The 18,956-nt window shown below is 50.5% G+C and carries 18 protein-coding genes; 8 read left to right on the top strand and 10 right to left on the bottom strand.

Features of this window, described 5'->3' with window-relative positions; translation table 11 throughout:
* Nucleotides 1-29: 29 nt before the first annotated feature.
* The 5 genes from I4V53_RS00330 to I4V53_RS00310 all read right to left on the bottom strand — a co-directional run bounded on the left by I4V53_RS00330 (nt 30) and on the right by I4V53_RS00310 (nt 6,150).
* The gene (locus I4V53_RS00330; protein WP_195983449.1) at nt 30-2,411 is read right to left on the bottom strand and encodes a homocysteine S-methyltransferase family protein; all 2,382 of its coding nucleotides are present in this window, start codon (nt 2,409-2,411) and stop codon (nt 30-32) included.
* A gap of 4 nt (nt 2,412-2,415) precedes the next feature.
* The gene (locus tag I4V53_RS00325) at nt 2,416-3,060 is read right to left on the bottom strand and encodes a vitamin B12 dependent-methionine synthase activation domain-containing protein (protein ID WP_195983448.1); all 645 of its coding nucleotides are present in this window, start codon (nt 3,058-3,060) and stop codon (nt 2,416-2,418) included.
* Nucleotides 3,057-3,935 carry a methylenetetrahydrofolate reductase [NAD(P)H] gene (metF, locus tag I4V53_RS00320; protein WP_195983447.1) on the bottom strand — a complete coding sequence of 293 codons (879 nt, stop codon included), beginning with the start codon at nt 3,933-3,935 and terminating at the stop codon, nt 3,057-3,059. The genes I4V53_RS00325 and metF overlap by 4 nt, the downstream gene beginning before the upstream one ends.
* Before the next feature lie 192 nt (nt 3,936-4,127).
* Nucleotides 4,128-5,414 carry an O-acetylhomoserine aminocarboxypropyltransferase/cysteine synthase family protein gene (locus tag I4V53_RS00315; protein WP_195983446.1) on the bottom strand — a complete coding sequence of 429 codons (1,287 nt, stop codon included), beginning with the start codon at nt 5,412-5,414 and terminating at the stop codon, nt 4,128-4,130.
* A gap of 292 nt (nt 5,415-5,706) precedes the next feature.
* Nucleotides 5,707-6,150, bottom strand: a complete 444-nt coding sequence (locus I4V53_RS00310) for an RrF2 family transcriptional regulator (RefSeq protein ID WP_195983445.1) — start codon at nt 6,148-6,150, stop codon at nt 5,707-5,709.
* Between the two features lie 213 nt (nt 6,151-6,363).
* On the opposite strand from I4V53_RS00310, the gene I4V53_RS00305 reads away from it, so the two are divergent.
* Nucleotides 6,364-7,746 carry a sodium-dependent transporter gene (locus I4V53_RS00305; RefSeq protein WP_195983444.1) on the top strand — a complete coding sequence of 461 codons (1,383 nt, stop codon included), beginning with the start codon at nt 6,364-6,366 and terminating at the stop codon, nt 7,744-7,746.
* A gap of 185 nt (nt 7,747-7,931) precedes the next feature.
* Here the strand turns inward: I4V53_RS00305 and I4V53_RS00300 are convergent, their stop codons facing one another.
* Together I4V53_RS00300 and I4V53_RS00295 are read right to left on the bottom strand one after the other, a co-directional pair.
* On the bottom strand, nt 7,932-9,233 hold the full coding sequence (locus I4V53_RS00300; protein ID WP_195983443.1) for an anti-sigma-I factor RsgI family protein: 1,302 nt from the start codon (nt 9,231-9,233) through the stop codon (nt 7,932-7,934).
* Between the two features lie 55 nt (nt 9,234-9,288).
* Nucleotides 9,289-9,852, bottom strand: a complete 564-nt coding sequence (locus I4V53_RS00295) for an RNA polymerase sigma factor (RefSeq protein ID WP_195983442.1) — start codon at nt 9,850-9,852, stop codon at nt 9,289-9,291.
* Between the two features lie 410 nt (nt 9,853-10,262).
* Here I4V53_RS00295 and I4V53_RS00290 point away from each other — a divergent pair, with 410 nt between their 5' ends.
* The 5 genes from I4V53_RS00290 (at nt 10,263) to I4V53_RS00270 (ending at nt 15,140) form a co-directional block, all read left to right on the top strand.
* Nucleotides 10,263-10,994 (top strand): N-acetylmuramoyl-L-alanine amidase, encoded by a 732-nt coding sequence (locus I4V53_RS00290; RefSeq protein WP_502709346.1) that lies wholly within the window; start codon nt 10,263-10,265, stop codon nt 10,992-10,994.
* A gap of 72 nt (nt 10,995-11,066) precedes the next feature.
* Nucleotides 11,067-12,437: a DNA repair protein RadA gene (gene radA, locus I4V53_RS00285; RefSeq protein WP_195983441.1), complete on the top strand. Its 1,371-nt coding sequence runs from the start codon at nt 11,067-11,069 to the stop codon at nt 12,435-12,437.
* A 321-nt stretch (nt 12,438-12,758) separates the two neighbouring features.
* The gene (locus I4V53_RS00280; RefSeq protein WP_195983440.1) at nt 12,759-13,748 is read left to right on the top strand and encodes an efflux RND transporter periplasmic adaptor subunit; all 990 of its coding nucleotides are present in this window, start codon (nt 12,759-12,761) and stop codon (nt 13,746-13,748) included.
* Entirely contained in the window at nt 13,741-14,925 is a 1,185-nt protein-coding gene (locus I4V53_RS00275; protein WP_195983439.1) for an ABC transporter permease, read from the top strand. The genes I4V53_RS00280 and I4V53_RS00275 overlap by 8 nt, the downstream gene beginning before the upstream one ends.
* Nucleotides 14,926-14,981: 56 nt before the next feature.
* Nucleotides 14,982-15,140, top strand: coding sequence for a hypothetical protein (locus tag I4V53_RS00270; RefSeq protein ID WP_195983438.1), 159 nt, complete (start codon nt 14,982-14,984; stop codon nt 15,138-15,140).
* Between the two features lie 275 nt (nt 15,141-15,415).
* Here the strand turns inward: I4V53_RS00270 and I4V53_RS00265 are convergent, their stop codons facing one another.
* Nucleotides 15,416-15,844, bottom strand: coding sequence for a hypothetical protein (locus I4V53_RS00265; protein ID WP_195983437.1), 429 nt, complete (start codon nt 15,842-15,844; stop codon nt 15,416-15,418).
* Nucleotides 15,845-16,981: 1,137 nt separating this feature from the next.
* Between I4V53_RS00265 and I4V53_RS00260 the strand changes: the two genes are divergently transcribed.
* Entirely contained in the window at nt 16,982-17,863 is an 882-nt protein-coding gene (locus tag I4V53_RS00260) for a protein rep (RefSeq protein WP_195983436.1), read from the top strand.
* Nucleotides 17,863-18,102, top strand: coding sequence for a hypothetical protein (locus tag I4V53_RS00255; protein WP_195983435.1), 240 nt, complete (start codon nt 17,863-17,865; stop codon nt 18,100-18,102). Before I4V53_RS00260 ends, I4V53_RS00255 begins: the two co-directional genes overlap by 1 nt.
* Here the strand turns inward: I4V53_RS00255 and I4V53_RS00250 are convergent.
* Nucleotides 18,072-18,524: a tyrosine-type recombinase/integrase gene (locus tag I4V53_RS00250; RefSeq protein ID WP_195983434.1), complete on the bottom strand. Its 453-nt coding sequence runs from the start codon at nt 18,522-18,524 to the stop codon at nt 18,072-18,074. The genes I4V53_RS00255 and I4V53_RS00250 overlap by 31 nt on opposite strands.
* A gap of 245 nt (nt 18,525-18,769) precedes the next feature.
* The coding region (locus I4V53_RS13860) for a hypothetical protein (protein WP_207747799.1) at nt 18,770-18,956 on the bottom strand (187 nt) is incomplete at its 5' end.

Below are 18,956 nucleotides of genomic sequence, written 5' to 3'. Positions count from 1 at the left end.
AAGCCTCTGGCGGAAGCCGGCGGCTTTATTTATTCCCCAAAGAGCTCATGTGCATAGCGTACCGAATCCATCGCGTCTTTCACATAGCGGTCCGCATGGATCATATCTGCATATTCCTGCGTCAACACCGCGCCGCCGACCATGACTTTGCAGGAGGGCGTTTCCTTCCGCAGTATCCGGATGGTTTCCTCCATGCTTACCACGGTGGTCGTCATCAGGGCGCTGAGGCCCACCAGCTTGACGCGGTGTTCCTTTACCGCTTCTACTACTTTTTCAGGCGGCACATCTTTGCCAAGGTCGATGATGTCGTAGCTGTAGTTTTCCAGCAAAACCTTCACGATATTCTTGCCGATGTCGTGGATGTCCCCCTTGACGGTTGCCAAAACAATTTTATCCCTTTTTACTTGCGATTCGGAACCGGACGAATCCATCTGTGCCCGGATGACCTCAAATGCGGCTTTTGCCGCATCTGCGCTCATTAAAAGCTGGGGGAGGAACAGCGTTCCCTTTTCAAAATCTTTCCCCACCCGATCGAGCGCCGGAATCAGCTCCTCGCTGATGATAACAAGCGGCTCTTTTGTTTGCAGCAGCTCCTGTGCCGCACTGTGCGCGCTTTCCTTCAGGCCGCTGACAATTGCCTGCGATAATGTCATCTGTGCTGCGGTTTTGGGGGCTGTTTCTGCAGGCTGCTGAGAATAGCGGGCAATATAGTCCATACATTGCGCATCGCAGCCGCTGAGCGCACAATATGCGTCGTACGACCTTCGCATCGCCTGGGAATTTGGATTAATGATAGCGGCGCTCAGACCGTTTTGCAGCGCCATTGTAAAAAACGCCGCATTAATGGTTTCCCGCTGTGGTAAACCAAAGGAAATATTGGATACGCCCAGGGAGGTGTACAGCCCCAGCCGCTCACGCACCAGGCGCAGGGAATCCAGCGTGACGGCGGCGGCCCCTTGCCCCGCACTGATCGTCATAGCGAGCACGTCCACAATAATGTCCTTTTTCTTGATTCCATAAGACGCGGCGGTATCGACAATTTTTTGAGCGATTGCCAAGCGTCCTTCCGCCGTTTCCGGAATGCCGCTTTCATCCAGCGTAAGGGCGATTACAACGCCGCCGTATTTTTTAACCAATGGGAAAATGGCATGCATGCTCTCCTGTTTGCCGTTTACGGAGTTGATCAACGGCTTTCCGTTGTATATCCGCATCGCCTGTTCCATCGTCTCTGCGCTGGCGGTGTCGATCTGCAGGGGAAGATCGATGATGCTTTGCAGCTCTGTGACAGCGCGGCACATCATTTCGGTCTCGTTGATTTCCGGCAGACCCACGTTGACGTCCAGAATATGCGCGCCGCTCTGCTGCTGCGCGATACCCTCCCGCAGGATATAGTCCATGTCGTTTTCCCGAAGAGCCTGCTTAAAACGGGATTTTCCCGTGGGATTGATGCGTTCACCGATCAGGATGGGACGATTTCCGAATGAAACAGCCCGCGAGTAGGAAGAAACCACTGTAAGCTCGTGTGCTTCCAGCGGCGTGGGCGGAATTTCCCTGCAGGCCTGTACAGTCGCCGCAATATGAGCTGGCGTGGTTCCACAGCATCCGCCGACGATCCAAGCCCCCATGGAAGCGAGCTCCGCCATGGATGATGCAAATGCATTTGGCGATACGTCAAAAATCGTTTTGCCGTCGACACAGCGGGGAAGCCCTGCATTCGGATTGACAATCATGGGGATGGAACAGCAGGATTTCATCTGCGGCAGCAGCTCTTTGATTTGTTCCGGGCCGAGGCCACAATTGAATCCAATCGCGTCGGCGCCCAACCCTTCCAGGGTTGCGGTTGCAGCCGCAATATTACCGCCGGTCAACAGCTTTCCCTGTTCGTCGAATATCAGGGTGACAAAGACCGGAAGGGATGTGTTTTCCTTTGCTGCCAGAAGTGCCGCTTTCGCTTCATATGTGTCGCTCATGGTCTCAATCAGGATGAGGTCCGCTCCCGCGCGCTCCCCGCAGACAGCAGCTTCCTGAAATGCCGCGTATGCGTCTTCAAAGGAGAGGTCTCCCAGCGGCCGGAGGAGCTTTCCGGTAGGGCCGATGTCCAAAGCGATCAGCCCTGTGCCGTCATTGGCTTGCACAGCCTTTTTTGCGGCGTTTACCGCGCTTTCTATTATTTCCTGAACGGAATGTCCACAGCCGCGCAGTTTTACTGCGTTCGCGCCAAAGGTATTGGTTTTTATGATATCCGCGCCGGCCTCCAGGTAGGAGCGGTGGATTTGTTGGATCAATTCCGGTCTCTGCAGATTCCAAAGCTCTGGCAACGCTCCGGCGCCCAGCCCGTTTTCCTGCAGGATGGTTCCCATTGCGCCATCAAAGAACAGCATACGTTTACCCAACTGATCGAAAATTCCCATAGGTTCAACCCTTTCTGAATGGACAGTTTTTTGCCTGGCAGGTCATACACTTGGCGATGTGACAGCTTTGCTGTTCCGCCGTTAAACCGATTACTGCCGTCACGGATTTGGAAGGGGCCAGCATGAAGCTGTCCGTCATCGTCAGGCCGATGCGTTTTGGACAGTCCAGAATCGCCAGAAAATCATGCTGGTGCGAAATATCAAAATCCCCGTAGCCGGGACTGTAACGCGGCCGCAGATATAGCCCTTTGGCGGCGGCTTCCGACGCAATCGGTTCCTGGCATTCGTCACAGAAGGACTCGATCAGGGACGCCGCACACGCCTGCATAATCACGGCCCGGCTCATCGAGAGCTTGGAGCAGCGCTCCAGCCGCAGATCAACAGGGGCCCCCAGTGTGGCGGCGAAGAGGATAATCTCCGTACATCCCGTCAGATGCTGGTATAAACTCCTGCTGTGTACGGTGATTCCGGAGAACAACACCGTATCCGGTGCGGCAAGCTGCAGAGTCTCCCGGTGAAAAATGTGATGCGGCGTGCACACCTGCAACAGTTCCTCCGTGCAGTCCGCGATGTGATGCAGCACCTCCGGGCCCGGATCAGTGTTACGATACCCCAAATATCGCAGGACTTCCTGCCGGTCGATGTTCATGCTTCCTCGTCCCTGATAATGGCGGAGAGGTTGCCCATAATCTCTGCGGCAATTTCCGGATTATTCATGGTGTAGAGGTGGATATGGTTGACGCCGTTGGAAATCAGGTCGATGATCTGTTCCGTCGCGTAAGCAATTCCGGCCTGTTTCATCGCTTTGGGTTTGTCCGAAAATTTATCGGCGATCGCCTTAAAACGCGGGGGAAGCGCCGTACCGGACAACTCGCACGAGCGCTTGATCTGCCGGCTGTTGATCACCGGCATAACGCCCGCGACAATTGGTACGTTGATCTTCTTGGAAAGGACACGGTATAAAAAATTGTAAAGCACATTGTTGTCAAAGAACATCTGCGTCGTCAGAAAATCGCAGCCGCAGTCGACCTTGCGCTTTAAAAAATCAATGTCGTCTTCCTTGTGTTCACATTCCACATGGCCCTCCGGGTAGCAGGCTCCGCCAATGCAGAAATCCCCCTGCGCTTTGATATCCTGGATCAGTTCGCTGGCGTAATGATACTGCGCCGGAGAGGGAAAATCGGAATCCTGAGGAATGTCGCCGCGCAGTGCCAGGATGTTTTCAATCCCACTTTCTTTCATTGTGCCAAGCATGGAGGAAATATCTTCTTTTGTGGAGGACACGCAGGTCAAATGCGCCAGTGCCGGAATGTGATAGGTGCTCTGTATTTTTGTGGCGATTTCCAGAGTGCGTTTGGAGGTGCTTCCTCCGGCGCCATAGGTGACGCTGATGAAATCCGGATGAAGAGAGGCAATTTTCTGGACGACCGCATCAATCCGGCTGATGTCCGCGCCAGCTTTAGGTGGAAAGATTTCACAGGATACGGTAACCCGGTCGCTTTGCAGCAATTCTTTTATTTTCAAGATGGAATACATCCTTTCTTTAACGGTTTATCAAGCTATGTACCGAACGCTCGGCCTGTAAGAGTCTCGTTTGCAGCTGTACAGGCTTCGTAGACAGATGAAATTATTATAACATACATAAAGATAAGATGAAATAAAATCCGCATGGAATCGACGGATTTCACTTCATCTTATGTCAGAGGTTTTGGAAAATCAAGATAACGCCTGCTCCAAATCGTACAATAAATCGTCGATATGCTCCGTTCCAATGGAAAGACGGACCGTGTTCGGCTTGATTCCGGACTGCTGCAGCGCCTCCTCCGTCAACTGTGCATGCGTGGTGCTGGCGGGGTGAATGACCAGGGATTTGACGTCTGCAACATTGGCCAGCAGAGAGAAAACCTGCAATCGGTCTATAAACTGTTTGGCTTCCTCCGCGCCGCCCTTTATCTCTACCGTAAAGATAGAACCGCCGCCGTTTGGAAAATACTTCTGGTACAGCGCATGATAAGGGCTTTCCGGCAGAGAGGGATGATTGACGCGTTCAATCTTTGGATGCTTCTGCAGCGCTTCGACTACACGAACCGTGTTTTCCACATGCCGTTCCACACGTAAAGAGAGCGTCTCCAGTCCCTGCAAAAACAGGAAGGAATGAAACGGGCTGAGCGTTGCGCCGGTATCACGCAGCAGTACCGTACGAATGCGGGTAATATATGCAGCGGAACCGCAGGCTTCCGTAAAACGAATGCCGTGGTAACTGGGATCAGGCTCCGTCAGGCACGGAAATTTCCCCGAGGCGGTCCAGTCGAACCGGCCGGAATCGATGATCGCGCCGCCAACAGATGTACCGTGACCGCCGATGAATTTGGTGGCGGAGTGGACTACAACATCCGCGCCGTGCTCAATGGGGCGGAATAAGTACGGAGTTGCAAAGGTATTATCTACAATGAGCGGTACTCCATTGCGGTGGGCAAGAGCTGCAACCGCTTCTATGTCAATCAGACTGCAATTGGGGTTGCCCAGGGTTTCCAAATAAAACGCCTTGGTGTTGGGCTGAATTACCCGCTCAAAATTTTCAATCTGATCCGGGTTGACAAAGGTCGTAGTAATACCGAATGAGGGAAGGGTGTGGGCAAACAGGTTGTAAGTACCGCCATAAAGCGTGTTTGCAGCGACAATATGGTCACCCGCTTGTGCAATGTTTTGCACCGCATATGTAATTGCGGCGGCTCCAGAGGCCGTTGCCAAGGCTGCGGCGCCGCCTTCCAGTGCGGCAATACGCCGCTCAAAAACGTCGGTGGTGGGATTGGTGATTCGGGAGTAAATGTTGCCGGGATCGCTTAAAGCAAAGCGCGCTTCAGCCTGTGCGGAGTCCTGAAATACATAGGAGGTTGTCTGATAAATCGGCACACAACGCGCGCCTGTCGCCGGATCGGGCGTTTCCTGCCCGGCGTGCAATTGTAAGGTTTCAAATTTCCATTTATGATCGGTGCGGCTCATTGCAATCACTCTTTCGTTCTTAAATTTAATCCAAATTTTCTACCTCTGAACGCAACAGAAAAATTTTCTGCAAGGTCAATCGGAAATCGCTCAGAGACTGGAAAAACGCAACTGTTTTCATATAAAAGTACAGAAAGAAATGCAGCGGCACATTCGAGCCAGCACCATACGACTGCATAGCAGTCGCCTTACAGAATAAGTCGTCACGCTGCATCCCTCCTTAACATAGTAATCCTATAAAAATAATAGGAATTTATTGGATAATGCTATTATACGCAGATTACAGGATTTGTCAAGAGTCCCTGCAATTTTCTTTTTCTGCAATCGCATGTTTCCGATCCAGAAGGTCTTGCAGGGTAATGTGATCTACCACGTTGTCAATGGCATCCTTCAGCTTCATCCAGACCTCCAGCGTCACACAGGTATCTGCGCGGGCACAGGGATTTTCCGGTGTATCCAGACAGGCGACGGGGGAAAGGCTGCCTTCCGCCAGTCTTAGAATCATGCCGACGGTATAGGCTTCTGGCGGTTTGGTCAGGTGATACCCGCCGTTAGCGCCTCTTGCACTTTTGACATAACCGGCTTTCGTCAGCTGACCGATGATTTGCTCCAGATATTTACCGGATATTGCCTGCCGGGTGGAAATGTCTTTTATGGATATATAGGATGCGTCGTACTGCTCTGCCAGTTCCAACATCAAGCGCAGCGCATAACGTCCTTTGGTCGATATTTTCATGGGAATCCTCCTCTCAGATTACCTCTATTGTAACATAGTAATATAGTAAACTTCAATGAAAAATTTTGTATAGAAACAAGATAGTTGCTTGTTTCGTAAAATAACATTGGGAAGATTGTATATAATAAAATTCCCCATGTGCAGATGCGGAATGTGACGATACATAGAATATGCGGTTAATGGGGAAAATGAGGAGCGTAAAGGAGTTTTAACATGCAGCGTGAAAAGTTCTCTTCGCGGCTTGGATTTCTGTTGATATCCGCAGGCTGCGCAATCGGGTTGGGAAACGTTTGGAGGTTCCCATATGTGACAGGACAGTATGGAGGCGCGGCTTTTGTTCTGATTTATTTGTTCTTTCTATTAATACTGGGCTTACCCATCATGGTAATGGAATTTTCCGTAGGACGTGCAAGCCAGAAAAGTGCGGCGCTTTCGTTTGATGTATTGGAACCAAAAGGTACAAAGTGGCATCTTCATAAATACTTTGCAATGTTTGGCAACTATCTTTTAATGATGTTCTATACCACTATTGGCGGATGGATGTTTATTTATTTTATTAAAATGCTGCGCGGAGATTTTGAAGGATTAAATAAAGACCAAGTGCAAGGCGCGTTCCAACAGATCACACAGAGCCCTGGTATTATGACAATTGCAATGATCTTTGTGGTTGTACTTTGTTTTGGAATTTGCTCGTTTGGTCTGCAGAAGGGCGTTGAAAAGGTAACCAAGGTCATGATGGTCAGCTTGTTTATCATTATGATCCTGTTGGCGATTCGGTCGGTTACACTGCCCGGCGCGCAAGAGGGCTTGCGTTTCTATCTGTATCCGGACTTTGGAAAGCTTGCAGAGAACGGTATATCCAATACGATCTTTGCGGCGATGGGACAAGCATTCTTTACATTGAGCCTTGGAATCGGTTCCATTGCAATTTTTGGAAGCTACATCGGAAAAGAACGGTCGCTGGCCGGTGAAGCAATCAATGTAACGCTGTTGGATACCGGCGTGGCTCTGGTTGCCGGATTAATCATTTTTCCCGCCTGTTTTGCGTTCGGCGTGAGCCCGGACAGCGGTCCAAATCTGATTTTCATAACGCTTCCCAACGTGTTTAACTCCATGGCAGGGGGCAGGATTTGGGGTTCCTTCTTCTTTGTATTTATGTCTTTTGCCGCGCTGTCCACCATCATCGCCGTCTTCGAAAACATTATTTCCTATGCGCTGGATTTGTGGAACTGGAGCCGTAAAAAAGCGGTTTTGGTTAATATTGTAATTGTCATTATCTTCTCGCTGCCCTGCGTTCTGGGCTTCAATCTGTTAAGCGGTATCCAGCCGATGGGGCCGGGAAGTAATATCATGGATATTGAAGATTTTATTGTCAGCAATAACCTGCTTCCATTGGGATCGCTTGTGTATCTGCTTTTCTGCGTATCCAAAGGCGGCTGGGGTTGGAAGAATTTCCTTACAGAGGCCAATACAGGCAAAGGTATGAAGTTCCCCAAATGGATTCGTTTTTATGTGACGTTTATTCTGCCGCTGATCGTTCTAGCTATCTTTGTTCAGGGATATCTTGCAAAGTTTTTCCCAAATCTGTTTGGGTAAGTGAAACAGAAAACGAGCTCTTCCGATTCATAGCGGAAGAGCCCGTTTTTATATTACCTTAGTTGTAAACTGAAATTCTATACCCATTGATTTCAGCCGGAATCGTATTACCACATTTGTTGATTTTGGTACAAAAAAGAAGAAGCTATGGAAACTTACCATAGCTTCTTCTTTATGGAGGTACTTTATGTACCCTTTTGCATTACTGCACCTTCGATGCTGCCAGGATTCTTGCCCAAATTGCCTTCCGCAACTGACGATGGCTGTACAGGCTCTACCGCCTCAGTACAGGCGCCATTGCAAACAGAAAGTAATTGACCACAATTTTGACAAAACTGTTTTCCTTCGGACTGGTCACATTTGCCTTCACAGATGGAAAGCAAGTTTCCACAATACTCACAATAGGGGCCGATATTGCCTTCCTCTATGAGTACGTTTTGATCCGGATCACCGATAGGGGGGGCACCTGTTGGATCACTGGTTACTGCCGAACTGCTGTTCTCCGACGGCTCTTCCTCGGCAGGCTCGCTGCTTTCTGGAGGTGTTACCGGAGGGATACCGCTGTCCTTGACCGTGTCGTCGTTGTCACTACCCGGCTTCTTATCCGGCTTTTTATCCGGAGAAGAACTGCTCGAGCTGTTATCAGATTCCGGTTCCGATGGGGGAGGATCTTTGACAATGATATCGTCGCCATCCGATACAAAATCATTATCCGCCGGCTCTTCAGAAGAGGTATCTGTTGTAACAACACCGCTTAGTTCAATCTGATGAATATCTACCAGAGAGGTGAGCTCTTTGATGGACATGGCAGCGAGGTCCTGGGTATTCAGACTTTCGTCCGTTGCCGCAAGTTTTTTTACAAAATCTGCTTTTCCTACCGAAATGTTGTTTTCCTTGGCAAGGGATTTGACATCGTCTGTCAAGGATTCATTTTGCTGCAGAATCGTTGCTTTCGCATTGTTCCGCTTCAAAGTGCTGTCAACACTGGTGGTAAGCTTGTTTTGCAACCGCTGCGCCTTTTGGGCATCATCATTGGCTACAGAGATCAGAATTGTGTTTTCTGGACTTTCTGGGGACAAATACCCTTTGTGAATCATCGAATCGATAATTTCATCCGTGGCAACTCCCAACTCAGTCCCTTGCAGGTTCATACCGTCCAAAACTTTTACGGCGTCTTCATTCAGCGCCCTGTATTTCACCACCGTATCCTGAGGATCCACAGATAGCTCAATACCAGGGTTAACGTCGATGCTGACGATGGAATCTACTGTAGGCTGTACTATATAGAAGATACCGATAATCAACATAAACGCCGCAGCAATCGCACAACTAGCCATTCTAAAGGAGATATGCGATTTGGGTTTGCTCTCCTTTTTAAACTCCACAACAGCGTAATCATTTTGTACTGCCAGGATCTCGCCCAGTACATCGGGAGTAGCTGTCAGAACGGCATTCTTCAAGGATTGCTTCATTTCTTTTCTTGTCATAGTCTCATACGCACCTACATTCCTTGTAGACAGTGCTTAGACCAAGATCCAAAAATCAGCCAGAGCTTTCATTTACTGCTTTATTAAGCTTTTTAATCGCTCTGTTGTAACAGGAAAGAACTGTGCCAAGCGGAATCGCAAGCAGGGAGGAAACTTCTCTGAACTTAAACCCTTGGGTTACGTGTAACAGAACAATTTTCCGTTCCTGTTCATTCAGGATCTCCAGCGCCTTCTTCAATACCAGATTGTCTACAGTGCTGGAAATCACGTCGACTCCGATTTGATTTTCCTCGTCAGAAAAATCGGAGGTCTCCTGCTTTTGGACCCGGCGAAGCTCCATATAGGCCAGATTTTTAGCAATCGTAAAAATCCACGCCAGGGGCTTTCCTTGAGGAATATAATGTTGTATCGACTTACGGATGGAGAGATAGGTATCCTGCATCAAATCCTCCGCAGTCGAGTGGCTTTTGACAATGGACAAAAGATAACAGTAAACAGAATTTTGCGTCATGCGGTACAGTTCTTCAAAAGCGGTCCTGTCACCGTTTGCGACCTCACGCATGAGCGTGTCTGTCAGCTGTTCCTTTTTCCTGTTGTCCCGGTTTCCTGGAACCAACATTTTCATCCCTCTATCAACATAATGAAAAACTCATTGTTTTTATTGCATCCATTTTAAAAAAATTAAAAAAAACTTTGAAACTGCAAAAAAATAGGGCTGCGACTTAGAAAATAAGCCGTCGGGCCTCCATTTGCTCCGTTCAAATTCATGCTCAGATGCGGAAACATTCTATTCTATTATATAAGAAGTTGTCCTGTTTGGGAAGGCCCTTATGAAAAACAAAGTGATAAATTTGCAGACAATTTTTATCTAATCATTACACCAACTGGCTTTTTCTATTAAAGTAAGCGAGCAGTTTATACAAATACAAAAAAATCAAGGCTAAAATATAAAACTTTATATGAATTATAACGCCGTTTTTCTATCCCAAGGCATACAATGTTTTGCTTCACATATATATTCCATGTGAGGTGATTACATTGGAGGGACGTAAAGGATATTTTGCCCCGGTCGCGGTTTTAATTATCTGCTGCCTGATTTTTCTGCTGCTATCTTATTTATCCTACCAGAAGATTGACGAAATGGCGTCTAATCTTGCGGCAAAAGAACAGCCGGTCATTGTTCTGGATCCAGGCCATGGCGGGGAGGACGGCGGCGCGGAAGGCGTATCCAAAATGTTGGAAAAGGACATCAACCTCGCAATTTCCTTGAAGCTGCAAAAGATGTTTGAATTGTCGGGCTTTCGTGTGGTAATGACCCGCGATGAAGACGTTTCGATTGGCGACACTGCACTGGATACGGTAAAAGAACGTAAAGTTTCTGATATTCACAACCGGCTGAAGGTGATTGAAGAACAAGGCGACTGCATATTTCTGAGCATTCATCAGAATCATTTTACCAGCAGCCGGTATTACGGCACACAGGTGTTTTATTCCAACCACCATCCGGACAGCAAAACGCTGGCGGAGAATATCCGGGCAAGAGTAGTTCCTCTTTTACAACCTGAAAATACCCGGGAGTGCAAACCGGCGACCAGTTCCATCTATTTACTTTGGAATACAAAGGTTCCCGCTGTTTTGGTGGAGTGTGGTTTCCTCTCAAACGAAAGTGAAGCACAGCGTTTAAATGATCCGCAATACCAGGAACAAATGGCTTTTGCTATATATAACGGATTTTTAGACTACTATCAATCGATTCACTAGAACCTTTGTCTTGTTTTCACAGTCAGCCTCCCGTATAATGTAAAGAAATACATAGGGAACGAGGCAGACAAAATGGCACAAAAAATCAAAAATGTATATAGATGTACGGAATGTGGGTTTGAATCGGCTAAGTGGTATGGAAAATGTCCGGGTTGTGGCCAGTGGAATTGTATGACAGAGGAAATCAAAGAGGCAGTTCCACAAAGAAGCGGCCTTTCCGCATCGAATCAAAGCTCTATCCGGCCAGTGGCAATTAACAATATAGATACAACGGAAGAAGCCCGGTATCACACCGGGCTGACAGAGCTGGATCGTGTGCTGGGCGGCGGTATTGTCAAAGGTTCCCTTATTTTAATCAGCGGTGAACCGGGCATTGGTAAATCGACCATTCTGTTGCAAATCTGCGAATATCTGGGACAATCCCTGCGTATTTTATATGTATCGGGAGAGGAATCCAGCCGGCAAATTAAGCTGCGCGCGACCCGCCTGGGAGTAAACAGCGAAAACCTTTACATTTTAACGGAAACCGACGTGCAGAATGTCATGGAGCAAATTCGCTGCGATAAACCGGACCTGGTAATGATCGACTCCATACAAACTATGAATTTTACTGATTTGAATTCTTCCCCGGGAAGCGTCACACAGGTGAGGGAATGTACCAATGCATTGATGCACACGGCTAAGGCTCTTGAGATTCCCACTATATTAGTAGGCCATGTAAACAAAGATGGAGCGATTGCAGGCCCAAAGGTCCTGGAGCATATCGTCGATGCAGTCCTGTACTTCGAAGGGGACCGTCAAATGCCATATCGTATTTTAAGGGCAGTAAAAAACCGGTATGGATCAACGAATGAAATCGGTGTGTTTGATATGGGAGACAGCGGGTTGCAGCAGGTGGACAACCCGTCCCTGGCAATGTTGTCCGGCCGGCCGATCCACGTATCCGGAACCTGCGTCACCTGCGTCATAGAGGGTTCACGCCCCATTCTCGCAGAAATCCAGGGATTGGCTTCCACCACCGGGTTTGGAAATCCGCGCAGGATGGCGACTGGCTTTGATTATAACCGAATGTCTTTGCTGTTGGCCGTTCTGGAAAAACGTGCCGGTTACTATTTTTCTAACTTAGACGCATATCTGAATGTCGTTGGCGGGTTGCGGCTGGACGAGCCTGCCGCAGATCTTGCAGTAGCAATGGCACTGGTTTCCAGCTTGAAAGATGTTCCTCTCAGTGAAGACGCCGTTGTATTTGGAGAAGTGGGACTGGCAGGAGAATTACGGTCGGTTTCCAGCGCGGATGCCAGGATCAGTGAGGCGTTCCGACTCGGTTTTCAAAAGTGTATTCTGCCGCATCATAATTTAAAGCAGGTCCGCAGCAACCACAGTGGAATGCAGCTGATTGGGGTAAAAAACATTAAAGAGGCATTTGAGGCGTTGGCGGAATAACGGTTTGCTCTGGATAAACACGGGGCGTTACCTTGATACAATGAACGCAGCCGTCCCCCTTATAATTGGTAATTGCCGAAGGCATTTCCAGGCTGCAATAACCATCGTGCTGATAGATGCAGTCTACGTCGCATTGAATAATGCTCATAATATTTTTACACCCTTCCTTTGCTTAAACTGGGATTATCTTTGGTGAATCCTGATAGAAATATACATGATCAGTTGAAGGAATCATGGAAAAATAATCGCCGGAAATGCATCTGTTTCACAGGTATAATTCTCCGTCCCGTTCACAGAATAGAACGGAATGGGGGAATCAGCATGAAGAAATATGTACAGTTAGTTACCTTTACATGTGTACTGATCGCAGCAATTGGGTTAATAGGCGGAATTATCAGGAATAGTGCGGTAAAGGCTACTGTTGTAAAGGTAAAACCACTTACAGTCGAAAGCTCTGTTACATGTACTGGCAAGGTAGAACGCGTCGCTGTAAGAAGCGTATATCCGCCTACTGCAGCGGCTGTAAAGGAGACATATGTAAAAGTAGGAGATAAAGTGGAGGCAGGTTCTCCTTTGCTGAGCATTGTGTCTACACCTGTCGTTCCGGATACTACATCTCTTCAGGAAACTTATGCCGCTCTTCTCAGCGGATACACGACACAGGGAGAGGTTCCAGCGGTTGGCGATGTGGAAGAAGAGGAAGAACAGGTTTTAACGGCGCCTATTTCCGGTGAGATTACTGCTGTCTCTGTTTCCAGCCAGGGGACCTTGGAGTTTGGCAAACCAGCGGTGACGATCGCCAGTGATGAAGGACTTCAGGTTCGGCTGTCTGTTAACGAGTCTCAGATTTCCGAAATACAGGTCGGACAACAAGCGGAAATAACCGGGGTTGGCTTTAAAAATTCCGTTTATACTGGAACTGTAAAAAGTATTTCCTCTGAGGCAAAACAGCTGATTTCTGCAACAGGGCAGGAAACAGTCGTGGAGGTAGTCGTCAGTGTCGACAGTCCCGGTGACGATATTAAACCTGGTTTTTCCGCAAAAGCTAAAATTATTACAGAGCAGAATGATAACGTCTTGATTGCTCCCTATGAAGCCGTGCGGGCGGAAAAAGACGGCTCAGAATATGTATATAAATTGGAAGGGCAAAAAGTTATAAAAACCCCGATTCAAACGAGCGGCGAATATGAAGACGGGTTTGAAGTGCAGATGGGGCTAAGCAATAACGATAAAATTGTAGTCAATCCGGACTCCGTATCCAATGGAACAAGAGTGATTCCTCAGGGGGAGGAGGAACGCTCCGATGATTGATGTAATCCGGTCCGCATATCATAATTTGGGGAGAAAAAAAGGAAGGACAGTTTTGACGATTTTGGGCATTACCATAGGAGTTGCCTCGGTTATCCTGATTGGAAACATCAGCCAATGCGGTTCAAATGCTTTGACTAACGAGTTGGATAGTTTGGGACTGAATGGATTATCCATATCCTGTCAGGCTGGATCAAGCATTACTTTAAAGGATACGGATTTAAACCTAGTGAAAAGTTGCGATGGGGTGGATCAGGCTACCCCTCTCTTGATGCAAAGCACTACGGTTTCCGCGCGGGAGACAGAGACGAAAGCACTGGTTTGGGGAATAGATACGACGGCCAGCCAAATTGTTTCCATACAAATTCTTTACGGCAGGATGTTTACCAGCAAAGATATCAGTACCAATGCAAATGTTTGCCTTGTGGATGAATCGTTTTCCAGAAATGCCTATATGAGAAGCAATATTATCGGAAAGCATGTTTCTGTTCAATGCGGTGGTACTTTGGAAGATTTTGAAGTTATTGGAGTAATTAAGACAGGCAGCGGGCTGCTGCAAAACATGCTGGGAAATTATATTCCCACATTTGTTTATGTTCCATATACAACCATGCAGACCGCCTCCGGCAGGAGCAGCTTTGACCAGATAGCAGTAAAGATTGCTTCCTCCAGTGATTTAGACAGTACCGGTAAAGCCATTGTTGCCACGTTAAATCAAAATAATGGGACAACAGATACGTTTGTATCCAATAATTTGGCCGAGCAAAAGGATGGCTTGGATAACATCCTGAACATTGTAACGCTGATATTATCCGCAGTGGGCGCCATTTCTTTGCTTGTGGCAAGTTTAAGTATTATGACGGTTATGCTGGTTTCTGTCAGCGAACGTACACGGGAGATCGGCATTAAAAAGGCTATAGGAGCCAAGAGAAAAGATATCATGTTGGAATTTATGCTGGAAGCCATTTTCATTTCTATCTTTGGTTGTGTCATCGGAATTGTACTGGGCTATGGAATTTCCTATACTGGCGCTTCACTTTTTGGAATTGCATTGGGAACGCGCTGGGATATCTTTGTGTTGTCCATAATATTCTCATTGAGTACGGGTACTATTTTCGGCGTTTATCCTGCGATTAAGGCATCGGCTCTAAAGCCGGTGGACGCATTGCGCATGGAATAGATTTTAGGAGATAGCATCAGCAGGAAGCTCCTTTTTCTAAAAGTAATAATAAAATTATGAAAAAGGAGCCCACATGGGTTCCTTTTTCGGTTTCTGCGTACCGGCAGACCGGCAGCTTGCAGCGCGTGAAGGAGCTGCTGAACCATGACGACGAAGCCGTGACAATGCTGTACGCCATGGCGGACCAGCTGGAGGTGCGCAGGAAGAAAAAATGAGCGCAACCAAATGGTGGTATTTTTTGCATGTGATTGCGGGTTTCTGATAAGCTCTTAACCAGATGCTGCAATTCTGATGGAGAGGAGGAAGGCAGCGTCGGATTGTGCAAAACGTTTATTTTGTCTGCGCAGCGGAAATTGTCGGCCATGCCGGGCGGCGGAAGCGCCGGAAACGGAGCAAAAGGAAAGGAGCCCCGAAGGGCCCCTGTTTTTTGTAAGGAAGACAATTAGACAAAATAAATAAAAGTTTTGGATAATTTCGACGCGGTGGATTTTCACCGCGTCTTTTTTTGTGCCTTGGGGGTTGAGGGCTGCTGTGCAGCATCGGCCGGAGAGGCGCTGGGCTGGGGCGCAGTTTTTGCCGGCTGGGTGGGGCGAGCTTTGGGAGGACGGCCCCGCTTGGGTTTGGGTGGTTCTGGCTGGAGGTCTTTGAAGTTGGGGAGGTTGCCGAGAGGTTCTTCTTCCGGCGGGGGCGGGAATTTGTGGGCGTGGTAGTTGTCAAGGGCGGTTTCGCGGTAGTCTGGGTTGCCGAGGATTTGGAGGCGCTGTTTTTCCAGCGCCAGCCACTGGTTGGCAAGGGCCCAGCGCGACCAGTCGGCGCGGGACAGGCCCATCTGGTCGTGGAGCTTCTGCTGGTTGCGCGCGATGATTGCCGCGATGTGGCGGCGCTCGTTCAGGATGGCGTTGGTTTCGGCTTGTGTCATGGTTGGTACTTCCTTTCTGTGTGTTTGGCGCGGAGCGGCTCTGTTTGGCGATGGGGGCGCTTCCGCGCGTTTTGGCGGTCTGGCGACAGCGCCGCCGGTCAAGGATTTAGGGGAGGTTGGCACGCGCTCCAAAGCGCGCGCTTACCGAGCCTTGACCGCCACAGGCGGCGGCGCAGCCGTCCTTGACAAGGCGCTACCATGGGGAGACCGAAACGGCGGCAGGGTGGGGAGCTGCCCGGAGGGCGGAGGACGGCGCAGCCGGACGGAGCCCGAGGGAGGCCCCGCGCCCGGGAGGGCGGAGGGAAGCCGGGACGGGAGGCGCAGCCGGACGGAGCGGGCGACCGGAGGGAGCGGAGGACAAGGGGCAGCAAGCCCGGACGGAGCACGGCGGGGGGTGCGCCAACGACACCGGGAGCGACGGCCCGCAGGCCGGCGCGAAAGCCCCCCCGCCGCGGAGCGAACCCGGCACCGGAGGCGGGGCTGCCCGGCTGCCGGGACCTGCGCGGGAGAGGACCGCCGACGGTAGGCCGAGGAGGGGGCAAGGGCGGCGAACCCCGCCGCCGCAGCAGCGGCCGCAGGCCCTTGCCCCTGACGATGGGCTGTGCTAAGGCGGGGGGGCACTGGCCGTGCCGAGCGTGAGCGGGCGCCCAGCGCAAGGGGCCGGAGGGGACGACAAATGGGGATGGGGCCCCGTTTGGCGGACCTGCAGGGCCCGCGACGCCTTGGGCGCATACCGAAGAAGTGTGCGCGACCGACGCACAGGGGAAGGACGGCGTATCCCGCCGCCGCCGCAGCGGTTTGCCTTTCCCTTTGCGGCGGCAAGCACACAACGCGGAACGCGAGCGCCCCCGACGCGGCGTGCTGCGCCCGGCCTTTTGATCCGCACCCGGCCAAGCGGGGGTGGGCCGAGGGGACCGCGCAAGTGCTGCGCTCCTTCCAAAGCTTCGCACCCGGCTGACGGCGTCCCTTCCTTATCTTGATACTATAGAAACAGCTCTCAGAACAAAAAACGCTGAAAATCCGCATGGGGCCTGGGTTTTCCGGGAATCGGCCTGTAAACCGAACGTGTGTTCAAAACCTGTTGAAACCGTTGAAAATAATAATAAAATAGAAAATAGTATCCTTGTAAGATATGGCATGCACAAAGAATACGCGTTCCTTGTGGCTACGGCCATGCAGGAGCTTCCCGGCTGGGAGTCCAAAGCCCGGCACCTGCTTGAGTGCGGCACCTATCTGGAGCTGGATGAGGAAGGTCACGTCGTCAAATCCAACCTTTGCCGCGAACGGTTCTGCCCCATGTGCCAGTGGCGGCGCAGTCTCCGCGTCTATGGGCAGACGCAGAAAATTCTCTCCTTTCTGGAACCGCAGGGTCTGGCATATCTGCATCTGACGCTGACGATTCCAAACTGTTCCGCCGCCGATCTCAAGGCCCAATGCAAATGGCTCTTCTGGCGCAGCGCCGCCCTGTTCTCCGACCGGCTCTATGGGAAGACCGACCAGCTTTCCAGATTCTGCCATTTCAAGCGGAGCTTCAAGGGCGTGCTGCGCAGCCTTGAAATCACCTACAACCCCGACCGCGACGACTATCACCCGCATCTGCATTGTCTGGTGGCGGTCCGCCCGTCCTACTTCAAGAGCCGGGACTACGTTTCGCAGGAGACGCTGCGCCTGCTCTGGACCGGCTACAGCGCCGGAATGTTCGGGGATCCGCCCGACGGCCTCTGGCAGGTCTACGTTTCCCGCATCAAGGAGGGCGAACGCAACAACGCGGTCGCGGAGGTTGCCAAGTATGCGGTGAAACCTTTTCACATGGATTTGGACATCGAAGGCTATAAGAAAGTGCTGCCCGTGCTCCATGAGGCCATGGCCGGGCGGCGGTTGATCCAGCTGTTTGGCGTGTTCGCGGACGCCGCCAGACAGCTGCGCATCAACCTCAACGACGATCAGGAAGCTGCGGTATCACAGGGGCCGACCCGCAAATTCAGCTATGTGGACGGCCAATACAGGGAGGTGTTTTGATGAGCTCGGAATTGGTGCTGTACATCCTTTCGGCGGCCCGCAGGCCCGTCTCGACAGTCAGCCTGACGTACGACTGCACCGCGGGCGTCTATGAGGTCTGCGCGCTGATTACGGTGCGCTTCCTCGACGGACACGAAGCCATGGGCAAGGGGTGCACGATCTTCGGCGCGCTGCACGATCTGATGGCCAGCACGCGCGGCGACGCCGCCTACTGGCAGAAATGGACAGCGCTCCACTGAGGTTTTTTGTATTGAGTATGCCGCTGCAAGCTGCCGGTCTGCCGGTACGCAGAAACTGCGTAAATCTTGCGGGCGCTGTGCGGGCTCAAATGAGTTTCCGTCACCCGGAACAGCTTCGCCGCCCGGCGCAGGTCTTTATAAACAGCCTGCCGCGTCCTGGGCTTGCGGTAGTCGAGCCGATTCTCAAAAACGTAAATCTTGCCTTTTTGCGCCGTAAGGCGGTCCAACAGCGTCTTAGGGACACGAATCCGGCGCGTTTTACCCGTTTTCAGCTCTCTTACGGTCATGCGCTCCTGAAGCCTCTCAGAGCGCAGATTCAGCACGTCGGAGATACGCAGCCCGGTGCAGGCGCTCAGCTCGCAGGCAAGGCGGTTTGGCGGCGTCAGAGCCGCGAGTACATGTTCAAATTCTGATGTTTCCATCCAGCCTGATCTCATTTTTCTGTTCAGTCTCCAATCCCCAAAAAGTAAACTCCGTCTACCTGAGGGGTGTACGCGCTGCTTTTTTTGCCAACAGAGAGCGCGTGAAGGAGCTGCTGAACCATGACGACGAAGCCGTGACAATGCTGTACGCCATGGCGGACCAGCTGGAGGTGCGCAGGAAGAAAAAATGAGCGCAACCAAATGGTGGTATTTTTTGCATGTGATTGCGGGTTTCTGATAAGCTCTTAACCAGATGCTGCAATTCTGATGGAGAGGAGGAAGGCAGCGTCGGATTGTGCAAAACGATTATTTTGTCTGCGCAGCGGAAATTGTCGGCCATGCCGGGCGGCGGAAGCGCCGGAAACGGAGCAAAAGGAAAGGAGCCCCGAAGGGCCCCTGTTTTTTGTAAGGAAGACAATTAGACAAAATAAA

It is taken from the genome of Clostridium sp. D33t1_170424_F3 (assembly GCF_015667585.1).
Lineage (GTDB): Bacteria > Bacillota > Clostridia > Oscillospirales > Acutalibacteraceae > Anaeromassilibacillus.
Note: the sequence above shows the minus strand (reverse complement) of the source record. Positions and strands in the feature narration are given on the sequence as shown.